This is a genomic window from Kitasatospora sp. MBT63, assembly GCF_000710465.2.
Taxonomy (GTDB): domain Bacteria; phylum Actinomycetota; class Actinomycetes; order Streptomycetales; family Streptomycetaceae; genus Kitasatospora.
Map to the genome: position 1 here is coordinate 1 of NZ_JAIZ01000513.1, position 19,676 is coordinate 19,676.

The window sequence follows — 19,676 nt, forward strand, 5'->3', positions numbered from 1 at the left end:
GGCAGTGGCGGCTCGGCCACCGCCTGCGGGTCGCCGAACAGCCGCTTCGGGTACGCCGGGGTGAGCATCAGCAGGTACGCCGAGAACCGCATCCGGTACCGCAGCACCGCCGCCGTCGCCTCGAACAGCGGCCGCGGCATCCGCCCCAGCACCAGCACCACCAGCCAGCTGAAGAACGCCAGCACCCACCACCCGGTCACCAGCAGGTTCTGCACGATGGCGGCCGGGATCATCAGGATCAGCCGGAAGAACACCGCCAGCCGGTTCAGCAGCCCGGGGCGTACCTCGATCCGCACGGGGTAGTCGTCCGCCTGGAGCCGGAACGGCGGGTACCGGTCGACCAGCAGCATCAGGTAGCCCTCGACTCGCGTGTCGTACGCGACGTAGGAGGCCAGGTAGCTCGCCGCGAAGTCGGGCAGCCGGCCGAGCGCGAGCGCTCCGAACCAGCCGATCACCACGACCACGAAGGCGGCAATGCTCAGCAGCCAGACCACGATCAGCTGCGGGATGGCCAGCAGTGCACGCAGGAACACGGTGATCCGGCTCTGCGGACCCGGTTCGGGGATGTCGAGCGGGGGCAGCCACTCGGCCTCCACTGCGGTACTGGCATCCCACATTCCTGCCTCCCGGGCCGGTCGTCCGCGCTGGTGGTGAGGGTGTTCCGATCAGACGTTTCCAGTGCTCCGGGCACCGTGCCCGCCGGGTGGACCGAGTGAGCGACCGGGAAGGACCGGGCAGGACTGTGCCCACCAGCCGCCGGGGACATGGGAGGGTATCCGGGTGAACGTCCTGGATCTGCTGCTGATCGCCGCCGCCGTGGGCTTCGCCGTGTCCGGCTACCGGCAGGGCTTCGTGGTCGGTGTGCTGTCCGTGCTCGGATTCCTCGGCGGCGGCCTGATCGCGGTGCAGCTGCTGCCCCTGCTGCTGAGGCACATCGGGCCCGGCACCACCGCGTCGGTGGTCGCGGTCGTGGTGGTGATCGTGCTGGCGGCGATCGGGCAGGCCGTCACCACGCACTTCGGCTGGAAGCTGCGCGGCCACATCGGCAGACGGCGGGCCCGGACCCTGGACGCGATCGGCGGCTCGGTGGTCAACGTGATCTCGATGCTGCTGGTGGCCTGGCTGATCGGCTCCGCGCTGGCGGGGACCTCGCTGCCGACCGTCTCCAAGCAGGTCCGCACCTCGGCGGTGCTGGGCGGGGTCCAGGACGTCCTGCCCGACGACGCGCCGAACTGGTTCTCCGACTTCAGCAAGGAACTGGCCCGCAGCGGCTTCCCCCAGGTCTTCAACCCGTTCGAGCACGAGCCGATCACCGAGGTGGAGGCCCCCGACCCGGCGCTGGCCGGCAGCGCCGCCGTCCAGCGGGCCCGGCCGAGCCTGGTCAAGGTGGTCGGCACGGCCACGGCCTGCGGCAAGACCCTGGAGGGCAGCGGCTTCGTGTTCGCCCCGCACCGGGTGATGACCAATGCCCACGTGGTCGGCGGGGTCGAGGAGCCGACCGTGCAGATCGGCGGCGCCGGCCAGCTCTACGACGCCACCGTGGTCCGCTACGACTGGCAGCGCGACATCGCCGTCCTCGACGTCCCCAAGCTGAACGCCCCCGCGCTCACCTTCGCCGGTGAGGCCAGGACCAACGACAGCGCCATCGTGGCCGGTTTCCCGGAGAACGGCGCCTTCAACGTCCAGCCGGCCAGGATCCGCGGCCGGATCCAGGCCAACGGACCGGACATCTACCACCGCGGCCAGGTGGTCCGCGACGTGTACTCGATCCGTTCGCTGGTCCGCCAGGGCAACAGCGGCGGCCCACTGCTGACCCCGGACGGCCAGGTGTACGGGGTGGTCTTCGCCAAGTCGTTGGACAGCTCCGACACGGGGTACGTGCTCACCGCGGCCGAGGTCCGGGACGACGCGGTGGCGGGTGCCACCGCGACGGCCAGGGTGGACACCGAGGGATGCGCGCTCTGACGGACCCGGCGGGCCGGGCCCGGCTGGTGGCGTCACCCCGCGCTCACCCGTCCCGCGCACCGCGCCGCGGTACCGGGGTGTCGACGGCGCGGGACCGGGCGGTCCGGCGGGAGGGTGGAGAGCCGACATGATGGGTCACTCGCACGCGGTCAGCGGCGCACTGCTCTACGCGGCCTCGGCGCCGTTCCTGCCGCCGCTGCTACTCGGCACCGAGCTGCGGCCGGCCGACATCCTGATGGGCACCGTGCTCTGCGCGGGCGCGGCACTGCTGCCCGACCTGGACCACCACGACGGCACCATCGCCCACTTCCTGGGGCCGGTGTCCCGGCTGCTCTGCCGCCTGGTGGGGTGGCTCTCGGGCGGGCACCGGCACGCCACCCACTCACTGCTGTTCGTCGCGCTGACGGGCGCCGGCGCCTGGGCGGGGATCACCTACCTGGGCCGGAACTTCACCCTCGGCCTGACCTTCGTCCTGCTGGCCCTGGCGATCCGGGCGCTACGGCTGCACCCGCCAGGCGACGGCCCGACGGCGTGGATCACCACCATGGGCCTGGCCGCCCTCGGGACGGCCGCCCTGGACCGGTGGATGCCGAGCGCGCCGGGCTGGCTGCCGTACGCGGTGGCACTGGGGACCCTGGCACACCTGCTCGGGGACTGTCTGACCAAGCAGGGCGCCCCGCTGCTGTGGCCGCACCGGGAGCGCTACGAACTGGTCCTGATCAAGCGCACCGGCAACGGCGTGGAGACCAAGGTCCTGGTCCCGGTGATGACGGCCGCCACCTTCGTGCTGCTCTGGTACACGGCGCTCTCCCCGGCCGTGCTCGGCCGGCCGGCCCACTGACCGGCCCGCTGACCGGCCCGCTGACCGGCCCGCTGACCGGACCGCCCGGCGGGCCGGCCGGGGTCAGGCCTCGCGCCGCAGCCGAGCGCCCACCCAGCGGGCGCGGCGCCCCAGGATGCGCGGGATGCCCATCCGGTGCGCCCCGGCCCGCGGGGGCCTGCCGGCGCCTTCGTAGGGCCACTCGGGCGCGTGCTCCCGCTCGCCGCGCTGGGGGGACCGGTCGGACTGGCTCTGCGAGCTGCTGCCGGTCCGGTGACGGCGCGCGGCGGGCTCGCGATCGGGCATCCAGGTCATACCTGATGAATGCCCCTGGGCCGAGCGGAGTAATCGCATCCAACCGGGCATCTGTCATGTGCGATTGTCATATGAATCTGCGTCAGCTCGGCATCGGACCACTTCGGACCCGACTCCGGACCCGACTCCGAGCCCGCCCCGGACCCGGTCCGGACCGCCGGTCCGGAGCTCAGTCCTTGTGCTGCCCCAGCCAGTTGACGAGTTCCGCGGTGAACTCCTCCGGCACCTCCTCGTGCGGGAAGTGCCCGACCCCGGGCAGCAGCCGCCAGCGGTACGGCGCCTCGACGTACTCGCCCGCGCCGAGCGCGGTCTGGGCCAGCAGCACCGGGTCCGCGGCGCCCTGGATGTGCAGGGTGGGTGCGGTGATCGGCTTCTTCATCCGGCGGGCGAACTGGATGCCGTCCGGGCGGGCCATCGAGCGCATCAGCCAGCGGTACGGCTCGATCGAGCAGTGCGCGGTGCTGGGGATCTGGATCGCCTTCCGGTACGCCGTCACGGCCTCCCGGTCCAGCTGGCTCGGCCCGGTCCAGGCGTTCAGGTACCGGCCCACCAGTGCGCCGTCGTCCGCGACCAGCTGCCGTTCCGGGATCCACGGGCGCTGGAAGCCCAGCACGTGCTCGAAGGCGGCGATCTGGCGACGGTCCGTCAGCAGCGCCCGGCGCAGGTGGCGGGGGTGGGCGGCGGAGACCGCGGTCAGGCTCCTGATCACGGACGGGCGCATCACGGCGGCGACCCAGGCCAGCGTGCCGCCGGTGGCGTGGCCGACCAGGTGCGCCCGCCGCTCGCCGAGCGAGCGGATCACGCCGGTGATGTCCAGCGCCAGGTTGGCCGGGTCGTAGCCGCGCGGGGTGCGGTCGCTGCCGCCCATACCGCGGAGGTCGAGCGCCACCGCCCGGTAGCCGGCCTCGGCCAGCGCGGTCAGCTGGTGCCGCCAGGCCCACCAGTACTGCGGCCAGCCGTGGACCAGCAGCACCAGCGGCCCCTCGCCGATCTCGGCGATGTGGAAGCGGGCGCCGTTCGCGGCCAGATCGCGGTGGATCCACGGTCCGGCCGAGCGGACGTCCCACCCGGCCTCGGTGGGCCGGGGAGTGACGGGCGGCGGCGTGGGAACGGGCTTCTGGTCCAGCGGCATACGGAGAGCCTGTCATACCCGCGCCACGGACACGTCCCCGGCACTCTTCCCGGCGTCCTCCGTCCGTCCGCCCGGCCGTCCCCCCCACCGCCCACTCGGACTGTTACGGGATGCGGCCCAGGGCCCGGTCGATCTCCTCCTTGGTCGCGGGCCGCGGCCGGGCGTTCTTCAGCACGTCCGCCGTGGCCTGCGCACCCTCGATGGTGCGGTGCGGCTTCTCGATCTTCTTGAACGAGCGCATCGCCAGCAGCCCGAGCAGCGCGGCCAGCACCAGGTACGCTCCGCCGACGATCAGGAAGGACCAGCCCAGCGTCAGCCCGAGCGCCTGCAGCCCGTACGCGGCGGCGAAACTCAGCATCGGGATGGCGGCCAGCGCCACCACGCCCGCCACCGAGATCGAGACGCCGCCGGTGACGCCGCGCTTGACGTCCGCCCGGATCTCCGCCTTCGCGAGCGCGATCTCGTCGTGCACCAGGGCGGACAGATCGGCGGTGGCCGCGGCGAACAGCTGCCCGACCGAACGCTCACCGTCGTAGGGGGCCCGGCCGTTGCCTGGGTCTGCGGCTCCTGCGGCCATCAGCTGTTCTCCTTTGCGCGGCTACTCACTCGATCGACAGCTCAGCATCATGCCTCTACCGGTCAGTCAGGCACCACTCCGGGGCCGCTCAGGGGGGACGGCGCGTCGCCCCGTCGGCAGTCGCCCGCCCCGGCCGGAGCGTTCCACCCGGGCCCGAGACTCCCGCCCGGGCCGGAGCGGTGAACCGGCGTCAGCCTGTCTGCTGGTAGACATCGGGGATCCCGTCCCCGTCGGAGTCGCGGTTCTCGTCCTCGAACAGCTGCCGGTAGTGCCGGTTGCGCAGCTTGAGCAGCACGGTCGCGGTCACCGCGCAGAGCAGCGAGCCGACCAGGACGGCCGTCTTGGAACGGTCCGCGAGTGCCGGGTCGTCAGGGAAGGCCAGCTCGCTGATCAGCAGGGAGACCGTGAAGCCGATGCCGGCCAGGGTCGACACCGCGAACATGTCGGCCCACTTCAGCTGCGGATTCAGCTCGGCCCGGGTGAACCGGGCGGCCAGCCAGGTGCCGCCGAAGATGCCGACGGTCTTGCCGACCAGCAGCCCCAGCACGATGCCGAGCGGCGCCGCCTGCGTGAACACCTCGCGCAGCGTCGGTCCGGAGACCACCACACCGGCCGCGAACAGCGCGAACACCGGCACCGCGAACCCGGCCGAGAGCGGCCGGACCAGATGCTCGATGTGCTCGCCGGGGGACTCCTTCTCGTCCCCCTCGGTGTGGCAGCGCAGGATCAGCCCCATCGCCACGCCCGAGACCGTCGCGTGCACACCGCTCTCGTGCATCAGCGCCCAGATCACCAGCGCCAGCGGGACGAACAGGTACCAGCCGTGCACCCCGCGCCGGTGCAGGAACCAGAACAGCACCAGACCCGCGAGCGACAGCCCGAGCGCCCAGAACTTGATCCCCGAGCTGTAGAACACGGCGATGATCAGGATGGCGATCAGGTCGTCCACCACCGCCAGCGTGAGCAGGAACGCCCGCAGGGCGGAGGGCAGGTGACTGCTCACCACGGCCAAAACCCCGAGCGCGAAGGCGATGTCGGTGGCGGTCGGGATCGCCCAGCCCGCAGGATGCCCGCCGGGCCCGCTGTTGGCCACCGCGTAGACGATCGCCGGCAGCGCCACACCGCACAGCGCCGCCACCACCGGCAGCGCGGCGGCGCTCGGGCTGCGCAGCTCACCGGCCACGAACTCGCGCTTGAGCTCGATCCCGGCGACGAAGAAGAAGATGGTCAGCAGCCCGTCGTTGGCCCAGGTCTCCAGGCTGAGGTCCAGGTGCAGCGGTGTCGAGGGTCCGATGGTGTAGTCCGACACCGTCTCGTACGCGTGCGGCCACACGTTCGCCCAGATGAGTGCGACCACCGCGGCGGCCAGGAGGAGGATGCCGCCGACGGTCTCGGTGCGGAGCGCGGCGGTGATGAACCGCCGCTCGGGCAACGGGAGCAGACCGAGGAACTGGCGGCGCCCGCCGGTCCCGGACGAGGACGACGAGGGCGGCGGCGTGGGCTGCGGTGGCGACGGCGTGGCCACGGGTGAGGACCTCCTGAAGGCGGCGGATGGATACACCGGTGGTGCAGTGCCGACCAGACTTCCCGGCGCGCCTCAGAGACCTTTGATGTTTTGTTGACAGTCTACGGGGCTGGTCGTCGTGCTATCCGATTCGTCCTATTTTATGCCGACCCTTGTGCGGTGCCGCTCGCGCGTGCCGCGTCGGCCAGGGGCCGGGTATGCCGGTCGCATGCGTGGGTCGGGTGCGGTGGTCGGGTGCGATGGTTGGACGATCCTTCGGATGCGGACCGGCCTTCCACCCGAACGGACTCGGCCGGATGCAGGACCCGGTGCCGGTCCCTAGCGTCGGGGACAACCGCTGCCCGACCACGGGCGGCCCGCTCCCGTACGGAGGAACCCCATGCACAGCCAGGAGACCGAGCCGATACGGACGGAGGGCGAGGGCTGGACGGGCGGCGATGATGCCCAGAGCGCCCCGCCCCTGTTACCCCAACCGACCCGGACCGTCCCGGCCCCCGCAGGGGCCAGCGCCGTCGCGCCCGGACCCGCCGACGAACTCGCCCCCGACCTCGTGCGCCGCCTGCGCCCCCTGCTCGCCGCGGTCTCCCCGAGCGGCGGCATCGCCCTCGCCGTGATCAGAGGCGGCGAACGCACTGTGTCCTGCCGCGGCTACGCCGACCGGGCGGCCGAACGCCCGGTCCGCGCGGACACCCGGTTCGAGCTCGGGTCGGTCACCAAGACCTTCACCGCGCTGCTGCTCGCCGACATGGTCGCCCGAGGCGAAGTGCGCTACGACGACCCGATCGACCGCTACCTGCCGGCCGGCTCCGTTCCCGGGTACCCGCACGAGCGGCCGATCACTCTGATCCACCTCGCCACCCACACCTCCGGGCTGCCGAGACTGCCCGGCGGGTTGGTGCCCGCGGCCGTACCGCGCTGGTTCACCGATCCGTACGCCACCTTCAGCGCGGCGCACCTACTGCGCGCGCTGCCGCGAACGCCCGTCCGCGGCACCCCCGGCGCCCAGGTGCGGTACTCCAACCTCGGCACCGGACTGCTCGGCCTGGTCCTGGCGAACGCCGCCGGGCAGCGCTACCAGGATCTGCTCCGCAGCCGGATCTGCGGCCCGCTCGGCCTGATCGACACCTCCTGCGGAACCGGAGGGGAGGAGGTCACCAGTTACCGGCGCGGACGCAACCTGCCCTCCTTCCGCATCCCCGCACTGCCGGGCGCCGCCGCTCTGCGCTCCACCGCGGACGACATGCTCCGGTACCTCCAGGCACACCTGGCGGTCGACGTCGTACCCATCCCCGAACGCGGCGGCGCCGCGACCAGCCTGCGGGCCGCCCTCAAGGACGTCTGCCTCCCCCGGGTGGCCCGCCGCCGCTCCGGGCCACGGATCTGCCTGACCTGGGATCAGCGGCAGCTCGCGGAGGGCGAACTGTTCTACAGCGCGGGCTCGACCCGCACCTGCTCCACGTTCGCGGGCTTCGACCGGACGGCGCAGGTGGGGCTGGTGGCGATGGCGAACACCCACCCGTCCTCGCGGCGGAAGTTCACCCAGGCGGCCTACCAGGCACTCCTGGGGCTGGCGGACGAGCAGCGCTGACGGTTGTTGACCGGCGCTGGCCGTTCGGTCCGCCGGTCCGTCGGCCCGTCGGCCCGCTGGTCCACTGGCGCGTCGGACGCGGTGCTCGGCGGGTCGGGCGAGGGGGACAGCGCGGAGACGTGCGTGGCCCGCTCCGGGACTCGGAGCGGGCCACACACGGTGATCGGGACCGGGCCGGACCGGATCAGCTCTCGCTGTCGCCGCCCGTGGGCAGCTGGGCCTGGATCAGGTTCATCACCGAGGAGTCGGCCAGCGTGGTGGTGTCGCCCACCTCACGGCCCTCGGCGATGTCGCGGAGCAGACGGCGCATGATCTTGCCGGAACGGGTCTTCGGCAGCTCGCTGACGACCTTGATCTGCCTGGGCTTGGCGATCGGGCCCAGGGTGCGGCCGACGTGGTCACGCAGCTCGGCGATGAGCTCGGGGCTGTCGGTGGCGGTGGAGCGCAGGATGACGAACGCGACGATGGCCTGGCCGGTGGTGGCGTCGGTGGCGCCAACGACCGCGGACTCCGCGACGGCGGGGTGGCCGACCAGCGCGGACTCCACCTCGGTGGTGGAGATGTTGTGGCCCGAGACCAGCATGACGTCGTCGACCCGGCCGAGCAGCCAGATGTCGCCGTCCTCGTCCTTCTTCGCACCGTCGCCGGCGAAGTAGCGGCCGGCGAAGCGGGACCAGTAGGTGTCGATGTAGCGCTGGTCGTCGCCCCAGATGGTGCGCAGCATGGAGGGCCACGGCTCGGTGAGGACCAGGTAGCCGCCGGAGCCGTTGGGGACCTCGTTGGCCTCGTCGTCGACGACGGTGGCGCTGATGCCGGGCAGGGCGCGCTGGGCGGAGCCGGGCTTGGTGTGGGTGACGCCGGGCAGCGGGCTGATCATCATGGCGCCGGTCTCGGTCTGCCACCAGGTGTCGACGATCGGGGTCTTGCCGGCGCCGATGTGCTCGCGGTACCAGACCCACGCCTCGGGGTTGATCGGCTCGCCGACGCTGCCCAGCACGCGCAGCGACGACAGGTCGAACTTGGCGGGGATGTCGTCGCCCCACTTCATGAAGGTGCGGATCGCGGTGGGCGCGGTGTAGAGGATGCTGACGCCGTACTTCTGGACGATCTCCCAGAAGCGGCCCTGGTGCGGGGTGTCCGGGGTGCCCTCGTAGATGACCTGGGTGGCGCCGTTGGCCAGGGGGCCGTAGACGATGTACGAGTGGCCCGTGACCCAGCCGATGTCGGCGGTGCACCAGTAGACGTCCGTCTCGGGCTTGAGGTCGAAGACGGCGTGGTGGGTGTAGGCGGCCTGGGTGAGGTAGCCGCCGGACGTGTGCAGGATGCCCTTGGGCTTTCCGGTGGTACCGGAGGTGTAGAGGATGAACAGCGGGTGCTCGGCGTCGAGCGGCTCGGGGTTGTGCTCCGCGCTCTGGCTGTCCACCAGGTCGTGCCACCACACGTCGCGGCCCTCGGTGAAGGGGGTGTCCTGGCCGGTGCGGCGCACCACCAGGACGTGCTCGACGCCGTCGACCTTGGTCAGGGCCTCGTCGATGGCGGGCTTGAGCGCGCTCGGCTTGCCGCGGCGGTAGCCGCCGTCGGCGGTGATGACGAGCTTGGCGTCGGCGTCCTGGATCCGGGAGGCGACGGCGTCGGCGGAGAAACCGCCGAACACGACGGAGTGGGTGGCGCCGATGCGGGCGCAGGCGAGCATCGCGATGACGGCTTCGGGGATCATCGGGAGGTAGACGGCGACGCGGTCGCCGGCGGTGACGCCGAGGTGGAGCAGCGCGTTGGCGGCGCGGGAGACCTCGTCCTTGAGCTGGGCGTAGGTGAGGGCGCGGGAGTCGCCGGGCTCTCCCTCGAAGTGGATCGCCACCCGGTCGCCGTGGCCGGCCTCGACGTGGCGGTCGACGCAGTTGTACGCGACGTTGAGCTTGCCGTCGGCGAACCACTTCGCGAACGGCGGGTTCGACCAGTCCAGGGTCTCGGTCGGCTCGACGGCCCAGTCGAGTCGACGGGCCTGCTCTGCCCAGAACCCGAGCCGGTCCTCGGAAGCCTGCGCGTACGCGGCAGCGGTCACGTTCGCGGCCGCGGCGAGCTCCGCCGGCGGCGCGAAACGGCGGTCCTCCTTGAGCAGGTTCGCCAGACTCTCGTTGCTCAACGCGTACTCCTCATCGAGTTCTCTTCTTCAGGGCATCCCTGCGGAGGGATTGTCCCTTGTGTCCCAGCGCACAGCTCACCAGGCGAACGGGTCTGTTGACAAGAGGAGATTCCGAGAATTGGTGTAGACCTTTTTCCGTAAGATCTGCCGCGTCGGCGCCCGGCCGGCCCCGGGCGGGCGGGGAGGGGCAGGTGTGCGGCGGTGCAAGGCGCCTGGGGGCCCTGCCGCAACCAGATCTGACGATCAATCGGCTCAAGGCCTTGGAGAGCGCATTTTCGGGTACCTCACTGGTAAGTCGTGCCAGTAGCAGTTCCAGAGGTGGTCAGGACCTCGTGGAGCACGGCGGGCCCACCGCTTCCGAGGCGGCCCGCGTCTCAGCCCTCCCTCCTTCCTCCGGGGGTCGAGCCATGCCCGAAACACCTGCCATCCCTCCCCTCCTTCCCCTCCTGCCCCGCGCCGGCGACTTCGCGGCGGTCCGGATGAAGGGCGGCGTCGGCCGCCTCATCCGGGTCGGCCAGTGGCTGAACGGCGACGGGTTCGCCGACTTCGAGCACGCCTTCGTCCTCGTCGACGACGACCAACTGGTCGAGGCCCAGCCCGGAGGCGCTCAGCTGCTGCCGCTCAGCGCCTACCAGGACCACCCGATCCTGTGGTCGACCGGCATCGTCCCGTTGACCGACGGGCAACGGGCGGCGATCGTCACCGCCGCACGCGGCTACCTGGGTGTCCCGTACAGCTTCGCGGACTACGCGGCGCTTGCGACCCACCGCTTCCACCTGCCCATCAGTCCGCTGGTGAAGGGCTATGTGGCGTCGACCAAGCACATGATCTGTTCGCAACTGGTCGACCAGTGCTACCAGGACGCCGGGGTCCGGCTGTTCGCCGATGGGCGGTGGCCGGGTTACGTCACGCCCGCCGATCTGGTCAACCGTCTGCTGGGCCACACCTCCTGACCGTCCTCTGAACTGGGAGCTGCTGCTGCCGGGGGTGGCGGCTACGGCCGGTGCCGGCTCTCCGGCCGGTGCTTCCGGCAGCCGGTTGGGCCGCCGGAAACCGCCTCTGCCGGCTGCGGCGTCCACCGGCTGCAGCCTCGCCCGGATGTTGCTGAGCTCGGATGTCGCTTTCGTGTCGCGCTGCCGACCGGGCCGCGGTGGTCCGGCCGGCCGCGCCGCACGCATTCCGGGCGTACACCGGTGGCGCCGGCGCCTAGGCGGCGAGCTCCTGCTCCGCCTGGCCGTCCGGGCCGTCCTGCCCCTCGGGGAGCCCGGCCGGGCCGGCGGAGACCGGGACGAACCGGCCGCTGTCCTGATCCAGGACGTAGGCCTGCGCGGTGGCGAAGTCGAAGTACATCCCGACCAGGCGCAGTTCCCCCGAGGCCACCCGGCGCTCGACCGCCGGGTTGGCGAGCAGCTGGTCGAGCTGCTGCACCACGTTGGTGATGCAGAGCTGCTCGACCGTGTCCACGACGGGGCGCCCTTCGAACTCGGCCGGGACCCGGCGCAGCCGGGCCAGCGAGCCGCGTCCGTTGCGCAGCCACCGGGTCAGCGCGGTGGGCGGTCCGGGCTGCTCGTGGACGCCGTCCAGCAGTGCCTTCATCGCCCCGCAGCCGGAGTGCCCGCACACCGTGATGGACCCGACCTCCAGGACCTCGACGGCGTACTGGACCGCGGCCGCCACGGAGTCGTCCGCCGCGCCCGGCTCGTGCGGTGCCGGCACGAGATTGCCGACATTGCGGACCGTGAACAGGTCTCCCGGGCCACTGTTGGTGATCATGCTGGTCACCATCCGGGAGTCGGCGCAGGTCAGGAAGAGCTGCGACGGTGTCTGGCCGTCGCGCGCGAGCCGCGCCAGTTCCTTCCGGACCAGGGGGGCGGTGTGCTGCTGGAACCCGCGTACCCCGTCGAGCAGCCGGCCGTGCGGATCGTCGGAGCCCTGCTCGATGCAGTGATGGCCGACCCAGGGCGTCCACGCCCGGCAGCGGTGCGGACCGGTCGAGCTTCCGGAGCGCAGGGTGCCGTCGGGATCGAGGACCTCGCCCTCCTGCCGCTTCGTCAGTATCGCGACCCGGCCGCCGGTGGCCTGGTGGCCCGCCCGCCAGACGTGGAGCGCTTCGTAGGCGGCGTGGTCGAGGAAGGAACCGTCGTGGCAGACCGTGACCGAGGATCCGACCGGGATCCGCGCCAGCGCCCGGCTCAGCTTGGGCACGGCGGCGAACGTCAGCGGGCCGTGGGTGCGGACCGCGTACGACCCGTCGGCCTCGGCCACCACGTCGACGTGTGCCCGGGTCAGCCGGTACAGGGCGAGCAGCGCGGCGACCGCGCCGCCGATGGTGACGCCGAGAGGCACCCCCAGCAGGACCACGCCGAGCACCGTCGCCAGATAGACCGGGAACTCGCGGTGCCGGTGCACCCGGCGGATGTGCGCGAAGCTGACCATCTGCACGCCGACCACTAGCACCAGCGCGGCCAGCGCCGCGAGCGGGATGTGCCGGAGCCCGCCGGTCAGCGCCACCGCGGCGAGCAGTACCCAGCAACCGTGCAGGACGGTGGACATCCGGGTGGCCGCCCCGGCCTGGATGTTGGCCGTACTGCGCACGGCTCCGCCGGCCACCGGCAGACCGCCGAGCAGGCCGGACAGCAGGTTGGCGGCGCCTTGGCCGCGCAGCTCGCGATCGAGGTCGCTGCTGCTGTGCGACATCCGGTCCACCGCGACGGCGGAGAGCAGCGATTCGACGCTCGCGACCGCGGTGACCGTCAGGACCGCGGCGACCAGGGCGGGCCACTGCTGGGCCAGCAGCGATGCGGGCGGCATCGAGGCGAGTACGTGGTGGTCCCACTCGGGCAGCTCGACCCGGGCCAGCCGCAGGCCCGCGAAGACGGCGAGCGCGGTGGCCGCGGCGACGGAGGCCAGGGCGGCGGGGATCTTGGCCAGGCGCCCCCCGAGCTCGCCGGCCCGCCCGGGGAGCCGGTCGAGCCGGGGCCAGCCGAAGAGCACGGCGATCGAGACCAGACCGACCGCGAGGGCGGGCAGGTGCGGGCCGGCCAGCTGGGCCGGCAGCGCCACCAGGTTGGCGGCCGCGGAGCTCTGCGGCGAACCGCCGAGGACGACGTGCAGCTGGGCGAGGGCGATGGTGAGGCCGACCCCGGCGAGCATGCCGTGCACGATGGCCGGGGAGACCGCGAGGGCCGCCCGGGCGACCCGCAGCGAGCCGAGCAGCAGCTGGAGCAGCCCGGCGGCGACGGTCACGGCGCAGGCGATCTGCCAGCCGTACTGGGCGAGCAGTCCGGCGGTGACCACCGTCAGTGCCGCGGAGGGGCCGCTCACCTGGAGCGGGGTGCCGCCCAGCAGGCCGACGACGAGCCCGCCGACGGCGGCGGACACCAGGCCCGCGGTGAGCGGCGCCCCGGTGGCCAGTGCGATGCCGAGGGAGAACGGGACCGCGATCAGGAAGACCGCGAGCGAGGCGGGCACATCGCGCAGCAGCTGTGCGCGGCGCGCTCCGGGCGGGGGCGGCCCGGTCGGTGCCGACGGCGGTGCGTGGTCGGTCGTGTCCGAGGGGGTGGGGGCGCTGGAGATGTCGAGGGTCATGGTCTTCCCGTCTGTCCGGGGAACGAACGCAGTCAGGTCCGGCGGTGGAACTCGGGGTCGGAGTGGCTGTCGTGGGTCGCGACGGTACGGCGGGATGGCTTGGGCGCAGCAGCGGTGAGTCTCCGTGGGCGGCCCGCGACCATCAAGAGTCGGTAAACTGAGAGTAATGAAACCTTTGCACAGCGTACAGTCGAACGGAAGGTCGGTCCCCGGCATTCACTCCCATGAGTGGTGCGCGAACCGGCCGGGAACTCAGGGGTCGGCAACGGCCGGTGGCGCCCCGCCCCCGGGGTGCCACCGGCCGTCGTCCGTGGGGGATCCGGCGTCAGGCGCGGGCTGACGCGGCGGCGTCGGCTCCGTCCGCCGAGAGCACGAATCCCTTGTCCACCTGGGTGGCGAGATCGATGCCGACCTTCGCGTTGCCCCAGCTCTCCGCGTTGCGGAGGTGGAAGTGGACGGCCTGGGCGGTGTACCGCTCGGGATCGCGCCGCTCGTGGGTGGCGTCCGCCTCGGCCCGCAGCCGTTCCAGGACCGCGCGGTTGGCCGGCTCCAGGCTCTGCAGTGCCGGTTCCTCGCCCCGCTCCAGGCGGCGGACCCAGTCGGACTGCCCGAAGGAGGTGAGCAGGTCGTCGCCGACCTCGCGTCGCAGGTACGCCAGGTCGTCCGGGTGCTGCACCTTGTTCCCCACCACGCGCAGCCGGACGCCGAAGTCCTGCGCGTACTCCTTGTACTGGCGGTAGACGGAGATGCCCTTGCGGGTCGGCTCGGCCACCAGGAAGGTCAGGTCGAACCGGGTGAACAGGCCGGAGGCGAAGGAGTCCGACCCCGCGGTCATGTCCGTCACGATGTACTCGTCCTGACCGTCGATCAGGTGGTTGAGCAGGAGCTCGACCGCGCCGACCTTCGAGTGGTAGCAGGCCACGCCGAGGTCCTCCTCGGTGAAGGCGCCGGTGGCCAGCAGTCGGACCGAGCCCTCGTCGAGCGCGACCGGCCGGGCGCACGCCGCGTAGACCGGGTTCTCCTCGACGATCCGCAGCAGCCGCGAACCGCGGCCGGGCGGCGTGGTCTTGATCATCTCGTCGGCCGACCCGATCAGCGGGTTGCTGCCGCGCAGGTACTCCTTGATCTGCGGGAGGTGGGCGCCGAGCGACGGGAGTTCCGCCGCCTGGGCGTCCGTCAGGCCGAGTGCCGGGCCGAGATGTTGGTTGATGTCCGCGTCGACGGCGATCACCGGGCGGCCCGCGGCGGCCAGGTGGCGGATGAACAGTGCGGACAGCGTGGTCTTCCCGCTGCCGCCCTTGCCGACGAAGGCGATCTTCATCTGGGTCTCCGGCTCTCGCTCCAGCGGGCTGCGGCTCCGAGCGGCAGGCTGGAAGGCTGTTGGAAATCGTTATCGTCACCGATAGTGGCATGCTAGCGGCGGTTCGGGGTGCGATACATGCGGGAAAGTCGGATTGCCTCGAACGGGTGACGCCGGGGTTGCTGTGCAGGAGTCGACCGGGGGGTCATTACCCTCGGGTAGGTGAGCACTGGAACTGATCCCCTCGCCCCGCTGGCCGATCTCCCCGGGGTGCCCGAAGCCGTGGCCGAGGTGCGCAAGGCGGTGGACCGCCTCTACGGCCACCGGGTGATGCGCCGGCGCGCCCAGGAGGTGACCTCGGAGGCGGCGCTCCGTGGTGCGCGGGCTTCGGCGGCCCTCGACGGGGCCGACTGGCCGCTGGAGGAGGTCCGCCGGCGCAGCGACTTCAGTGCCGATCCGCAGGCCCGGACGGTCGGCGGCGCGCTGCGGATCTCCGCCGAGGCGGGGCAGCTGCTCAGCACCTGGCGGCACTCCCCGCTCCAGGTGCTGGCCAGGCTGCACCTGCTGGCGGTCGGGGATGCCGATCCGTCGGCAGGCCGGCCGCGCCGCGCGGGGGAGTCGGCGGGCGTGCTGTTCCCGGTGGAGCTCCCGGCCGCCGAAGGCGTGTTCGGTGATGGCGGTCAGCCGGCCGAGGCCGTGGAACGGGGCGGTGAACTGCCGCCGGCACCGTCGCCCGAGGAGGCTGCGGCGCGGCTGGACCAGCTGTCCCAACTGCTGGCAGCGCGGACGGAGGGCGCCGCGAGCGGAACGCCGGCGCTGGTCGTATCGGCTGTCGTGCACGGTGAGCTGCTGGCGCTGCGGCCGTTCGGGGAGCACAACGGGGTCATCGCGCGGGCCGCGCAGCGGATCGTCCTGATCACCGAAGGGCTGGACCCCAAGGCGATCTGCCCGGCGGAGGTGGGATTCGCCGAACTCGGCACCGAGGCCTACCGCACCGCCCTGCTCGGCTACCTGGGTGGGACGCCGGAGGGGATGGCCCGCTGGATCACGCACTGCGGCGCGGCGCTCAGGCTCGGCGTCCGGGAGAGCACGGCGGTCTGCGAGGCGATGCAGCGCGGCATGGTCTGAGCCGGCGGCCGCCCCGTGAGGGGCGGCCCGTGGTGTGCGTCCTGGTCCGAACGTGGTTGCGGCGGCACCTGATCCTGCCTGGTGCCGCCGCTGGCACGGATGCCGGGTTACCAAGCATGCACCGGAAAGTGCCCATCAGGCGGGGATCCTGCCCGTTCACCTGGTGCGGCGGCCCGACAGCGGGTCGGCTGCATGTGGGTGCTCAGTCATCCGTACTCGGTCCGTGGGCCTGAACTGCGTTGTCGGAGCGACCCCGTAGGGTCCTGACCGGGTCTCGCGGGCCGTTATGTCCTTTGTATCGCGCTTTGGGTGAAAGCGGAACCCGAAATCGCGAAGCTTTTACTTTTTGTCCGTTTCGATGCTCAAGGATGTGTCGGAGCCGCCCCGAAGGCCCGCCCCGCTTCCATGATCAGGCCTGTGACCTGCGCCGTCGGGACGCGTACCAGAGCACGCCCACGGTGAGCAGGGCCGTCCCGAGCGCGACCGTCGCGACCACCGATCGGCTCGGCGCGTGGAACTCGGGCAGCCTGCGGTGGAGTTCCACGGGGCGGCTGAACACCAGCACGGGCCACTCCCGGGACAGCGCCTCCTTGCGCAGCGCCCGGTCGGGGTTGACCGCGGACGGGTGGCCGACCGCCTCCAGCATCGGGAGATCGGTCGACGAGTCGCTGTACGCATAGCAGTTGGGGAGGTCGTACCCCTCGACCGCGGCCAGCTCCCGGATCGCGGAGGCCTTGTTCTCGGCGTACGCGTAGTACTCGATCTCGCCGGTGTACCGGCCGTCCTCGACCTTCAGCCGGGTGGCGATGACGTGATCGGCCCCGAGCAGCGCGCCGATCGGCTCGACGACCTCGGAGCCCGAGCTGCTGACGATCACCACGTCCCGGCCGGCCGCGTGGTGCTGCTCGATGAGCGAGGCGGCCTCGTCGTAGATGATCGGATCGATCAGGCCGTGCAGGGTCTCGGCGACGATCTCGCGGACCTGCTGCACGTTCCAGCCCTTGGTGAGGGTGGACAGGTAGGCGCGCAGCTTCTCCATCTGGTCGTGGTCCGCGCCGCCGAGCAGGAACATGAACTGGGCGTAGGCGCTCTTCAGGACGGCTCGACGGTTGATCAGACCGCCCTGGTAGAACGGGCGGCTGAACGCAAGCGCGCTCGACTTGGCGATGATCGTTTTATCGAGGTCGAAGAAGGCCGCGGTGCGCGGCGCCGGATATGCGCGCCGTCCGGCGGAAGGCTCGGTGCTTTCCGAGGAGGAACGGTTCGCGGTGCCCGGTGGCGTGTTCCCGCCCTGGTCGGCGATGTCGGCGTTCTCGGTGGTGTCCACGGGAACTGAGGATAGAGGGCGCGCCCCGGGACCCCGCCATTCGGCGTACTCGTAGGCGCGCGGGTTTGTGTTTCTGGCCGCTCGGGTACACCATTGAAGTCACGGATCGTTCGCGACCGTGCTAACCCGGTCCGGCTCCTCCCCCCCGAGTCGGGCCGTGGATAGACGACCCCCGCTCTCCCCCCCGGCGGGGGTCGTCGCACGTCCGGGGCCGTTTTACCGGCGAGTTGGGGGCGGTCCGGGAGAGCTGATGGCAGCCCCGGCTAAGTCGAGCGATGATCTTCGAAGCCCCGTCCGATCGGGATCGGGGCATCACGCTAAGTGATCAGAGTCAATGCCCCATTGTGTGGCGCCCGTGGGGCTCCGAGATCGTTCTCCGACGCCTTCGCGCGTCAATTCTGCATGCCAATACCCCCCTGGCGAGTGAACAAAGTTATCCACAACCCCGACTTGTCCACAGGGATTCGGAAGGGGGATGACGGAATCCGCTCCGCCCAGCACCGTGGTGCCCGGGCAGCCGCCGCAACCCTCGCCGAGGGAAGCGGCCGCGCCCCGTCGTCGGCCGGTTCCGGCCGCCGGAACCGGACACCACCTCACCGGGGGAGACCGTCATGTCGACACCGATCACCGATCACGACCTCGCCGACCAGCCGACCCCCTCGGGGCCGCTCATCGTCACCGAGGACGAGGCGCTCGCCGAGCATCTGGTGCGGATCTGCGCCGCCGCGGGCACCGAACCGCACCTGCTGTCCGCAGCCCCGCCACCGCGGCACCTGTGGGAGGGCGCGCCCCTCGTCATGGTCGGCGACGACCTCGCCGAGCGCTGCGCCGGCCTCACCCGCCGGAGCGGGGTACTCCTGCTCGGCCTCGACCTCGACGACGGCGACATCTGGGTCCGCGCGGTCCAACTCGGCGCGGAGCACGTGCTGTTCCTCCCGGACGCACAGACCTGGCTGCTGGACCGGATCGCCGACGCGGCCGAGGGCGTCGGCCCCCCGGCACTGACCGTGGCCGTCCTCGGTGGCCGCGGCGGCGCCGGGGCGTCGACGCTCGCCTGCGCACTGGCCGTCACTGCCGCCCGAGCCGGACACCGCACCATGCTGATCGACGCCGACCCGCTCGGCGGGGGCCTTGACGTGATGCTCGGAGCCGAACAGGCCGGCGGACTGCGCTGGCCGGACCTCGCCGGATCCCGCGGCCGGGTCAGCGGCGCCGAACTGGCCGGCGCGCTCCCCGAGCTCCACCGCCTCACCACCCTGTCCTGGGACCGCAGCGACCTGCTGTCCATCCCGCCCGAGGCGATGCGCAGCGTCCTCGCCGCCGCCCGCAGACGCGGGGGACTGGTCGTTCTCGACCTGCCGCGCCACCTCGATGCCGCCGCGGGACAAGCCCTGGAGCAGGCGGACACCGGCCTGCTGGTGATCCCCGCCGAGCTGCGCGCGATGGCGGCCGCGGACCGGGTGGCAGCAGCCGCGCGGATGCGGCTGTCCGACCTGCGTGCGGTGGTACGGGTGCCGGGGCCGGTCGGCCTGGCCGGCCGCGAGATCGCCAAGGGACTTCGCCTGCGGTTGGCCGGGGAGCTGCCACTGGAGCCGGGTCTGACCGTGGACGTGGAGCGGGGCGCGCCGCCGGGCAGCAGGGAACACGGCCCGCTTGCCCGCTTCTGCAGCAGTTTCCTGGACGAGGCCCTGCCCCCGGTGGCAGCGGCCGGAGGAGGTGCCCAGTGACCGATCGTCTGCGCAGGCCCAGCCTGCGGAAGAGCGCCAAGGACCGGAGCCCCGGTGCGCCGCACCGAGGTGTCACGCTGTCCCGCCGCCCCATCGGACGGGGACCCGGGGACGAGCACAGGAACCGGGCCAGGCCGTTCGGCCCCTTCGCCCCGGCGCCCGTAGCCCCGCGCTCCGCCTCCGGGGGAGAGCCGGACGGAAGGACGGTGGACACGGGGGAGGCTGTTGCGAAGGCCGTGGTGGCGCGGACGGCGGACGCGCCCGGCTTGACCCCGCCCGTGGACGCGACGGCCGGAGCCGCCCGGCGGGCGCGGAAAGACCTGGACGGAGCCAGCGGCACGGCGAAGGCCGCCGCAGAGGACCGCTCCGCGTCCGCCGACGCCGTACCCGGCCCCCCGGGAGCCGGTGGCGCCGTGGAGGGCCGGGACGAGGCCGGGGAGCAGCGCGAGTCAGTCGCGGCGGGCCGGGTCCGAGGCCGGCCGAGCCGCGCAACCCGTGGCTCCGCCGGACCGGTGCCCGTCGTGCCCGTCGTGATCGGCCC

General features: G+C 72.3%; 15 protein-coding genes. 6 read left to right on the forward strand and 9 right to left on the reverse strand.

Annotated elements, in window-relative coordinates; genetic code table 11:
• Positions 1–617 (reverse strand): DUF4389 domain-containing protein (locus tag AA75_RS27345; protein ID WP_033822971.1); only part of this gene is annotated, 617 nt, incomplete at its 3' end.
• Positions 618–780: 163 nt separating this feature from the next.
• Here AA75_RS27345 and AA75_RS27350 point away from each other — a divergent pair.
• Together AA75_RS27350 and AA75_RS27355 are read left to right on the forward strand one after the other, a co-directional pair.
• Positions 781–1,965 carry a MarP family serine protease gene (locus AA75_RS27350; protein ID WP_033822942.1) on the forward strand — a complete coding sequence of 395 codons (1,185 nt, stop codon included), beginning with the start codon at positions 781–783 and terminating at the stop codon, positions 1,963–1,965.
• A 127-nt stretch (positions 1,966–2,092) separates the two neighbouring features.
• Positions 2,093–2,806 carry a metal-dependent hydrolase gene (locus AA75_RS27355; protein ID WP_033822943.1) on the forward strand — a complete coding sequence of 238 codons (714 nt, stop codon included), beginning with the start codon at positions 2,093–2,095 and terminating at the stop codon, positions 2,804–2,806.
• Positions 2,807–2,869: 63 nt separating this feature from the next.
• On the opposite strand, the gene AA75_RS27360 is transcribed toward AA75_RS27355, so the two are convergent.
• From AA75_RS27360 to nhaA, 4 genes are all read right to left on the reverse strand, one after another.
• Positions 2,870–3,091 (reverse strand): hypothetical protein, encoded by a 222-nt coding sequence (locus tag AA75_RS27360; RefSeq protein WP_033822944.1) that lies wholly within the window; start codon positions 3,089–3,091, stop codon positions 2,870–2,872.
• A 178-nt stretch (positions 3,092–3,269) separates the two neighbouring features.
• Positions 3,270–4,232: an alpha/beta fold hydrolase gene (locus AA75_RS27365; protein ID WP_082526865.1), complete on the reverse strand. Its 963-nt coding sequence runs from the start codon at positions 4,230–4,232 to the stop codon at positions 3,270–3,272.
• Between the two features lie 103 nt (positions 4,233–4,335).
• Positions 4,336–4,809 (reverse strand): phage holin family protein, encoded by a 474-nt coding sequence (locus AA75_RS27370; RefSeq protein WP_033822945.1) that lies wholly within the window; start codon positions 4,807–4,809, stop codon positions 4,336–4,338.
• 190 nt (positions 4,810–4,999) lie between these two features.
• Positions 5,000–6,250, reverse strand: a complete 1,251-nt coding sequence (gene nhaA, locus AA75_RS27375; protein ID WP_233289212.1) for a Na+/H+ antiporter NhaA — start codon at positions 6,248–6,250, stop codon at positions 5,000–5,002.
• Between the two features lie 463 nt (positions 6,251–6,713).
• On the opposite strand from nhaA, the gene AA75_RS27380 reads away from it, so the two are divergent.
• Complete coding sequence (locus AA75_RS27380) at positions 6,714–7,922, forward strand: serine hydrolase (protein ID WP_051813474.1); 1,209 nt, start codon at positions 6,714–6,716, stop codon at positions 7,920–7,922.
• Between the two features lie 184 nt (positions 7,923–8,106).
• Here the strand turns inward: AA75_RS27380 and acs are convergent, their stop codons facing one another.
• Positions 8,107–10,065, reverse strand: coding sequence for an acetate--CoA ligase (gene acs, locus AA75_RS27385; RefSeq protein ID WP_033822946.1), 1,959 nt, complete (start codon positions 10,063–10,065; stop codon positions 8,107–8,109).
• 407 nt (positions 10,066–10,472) lie between these two features.
• Here acs and AA75_RS27390 point away from each other — a divergent pair, with 407 nt between their 5' ends.
• On the forward strand, positions 10,473–11,018 hold the full coding sequence (locus AA75_RS27390; protein ID WP_359886719.1) for a hypothetical protein: 546 nt from the start codon (positions 10,473–10,475) through the stop codon (positions 11,016–11,018).
• Positions 11,019–11,271: 253 nt separating this feature from the next.
• Here the strand turns inward: AA75_RS27390 and AA75_RS27395 are convergent, their stop codons facing one another.
• Together AA75_RS27395 and AA75_RS27400 are read right to left on the reverse strand one after the other, a co-directional pair.
• Positions 11,272–13,653 carry a SulP family inorganic anion transporter gene (locus tag AA75_RS27395; protein ID WP_051813478.1) on the reverse strand — a complete coding sequence of 794 codons (2,382 nt, stop codon included), beginning with the start codon at positions 13,651–13,653 and terminating at the stop codon, positions 11,272–11,274.
• Positions 13,654–13,978: 325 nt separating this feature from the next.
• Positions 13,979–14,974, reverse strand: a complete 996-nt coding sequence (locus AA75_RS27400; RefSeq protein WP_033822947.1) for an ATP-binding protein — start codon at positions 14,972–14,974, stop codon at positions 13,979–13,981.
• Positions 14,975–15,175: 201 nt separating this feature from the next.
• On the opposite strand from AA75_RS27400, the gene AA75_RS27405 reads away from it, so the two are divergent.
• The gene (locus AA75_RS27405; protein WP_033822948.1) at positions 15,176–16,081 is read left to right on the forward strand and encodes a Fic family protein; all 906 of its coding nucleotides are present in this window, start codon (positions 15,176–15,178) and stop codon (positions 16,079–16,081) included.
• Positions 16,082–16,490: 409 nt separating this feature from the next.
• Here AA75_RS27405 and AA75_RS27410 read toward each other — a convergent pair whose 3' ends face one another.
• Positions 16,491–17,408, reverse strand: coding sequence for an HAD family phosphatase (locus AA75_RS27410; protein ID WP_255369527.1), 918 nt, complete (start codon positions 17,406–17,408; stop codon positions 16,491–16,493).
• A 611-nt stretch (positions 17,409–18,019) separates the two neighbouring features.
• Between AA75_RS27410 and ssd the strand changes: the two genes are divergently transcribed.
• Positions 18,020–19,135, forward strand: a complete 1,116-nt coding sequence (gene ssd / locus AA75_RS27415) for a septum site-determining protein Ssd (protein WP_033822949.1) — start codon at positions 18,020–18,022, stop codon at positions 19,133–19,135.
• Positions 19,136–19,676 lie beyond the last annotated feature (541 nt).

Coding starts and splice junctions, on each gene's coding strand:
- AA75_RS27360 (WP_033822944.1), bottom strand. CDS start 3,091: ATGCCCGATCGCGAGCCCGCCGCGCGCCGTCACCGGACCGGCAGCAGC.
- AA75_RS27365 (WP_082526865.1), bottom strand. CDS start 4,232: ATGCCGCTGGACCAGAAGCCCGTTCCCACGCCGCCGCCCGTCACTCCC.
- AA75_RS27370 (WP_033822945.1), bottom strand. CDS start 4,809: ATGGCCGCAGGAGCCGCAGACCCAGGCAACGGCCGGGCCCCCTACGAC.
- AA75_RS27380 (WP_051813474.1), top strand. CDS start 6,714: ATGCACAGCCAGGAGACCGAGCCGATACGGACGGAGGGCGAGGGCTGG.
- AA75_RS27355 (WP_033822943.1), top strand. CDS start 2,093: ATGATGGGTCACTCGCACGCGGTCAGCGGCGCACTGCTCTACGCGGCC.
- ssd (WP_033822949.1), top strand. CDS start 18,020: ATGTCGACACCGATCACCGATCACGACCTCGCCGACCAGCCGACCCCC.
- AA75_RS27395 (WP_051813478.1), bottom strand. CDS start 13,653: ATGACCCTCGACATCTCCAGCGCCCCCACCCCCTCGGACACGACCGAC.
- AA75_RS27400 (WP_033822947.1), bottom strand. CDS start 14,974: ATGAAGATCGCCTTCGTCGGCAAGGGCGGCAGCGGGAAGACCACGCTG.
- AA75_RS27390 (WP_359886719.1), top strand. CDS start 10,473: ATGCCCGAAACACCTGCCATCCCTCCCCTCCTTCCCCTCCTGCCCCGC.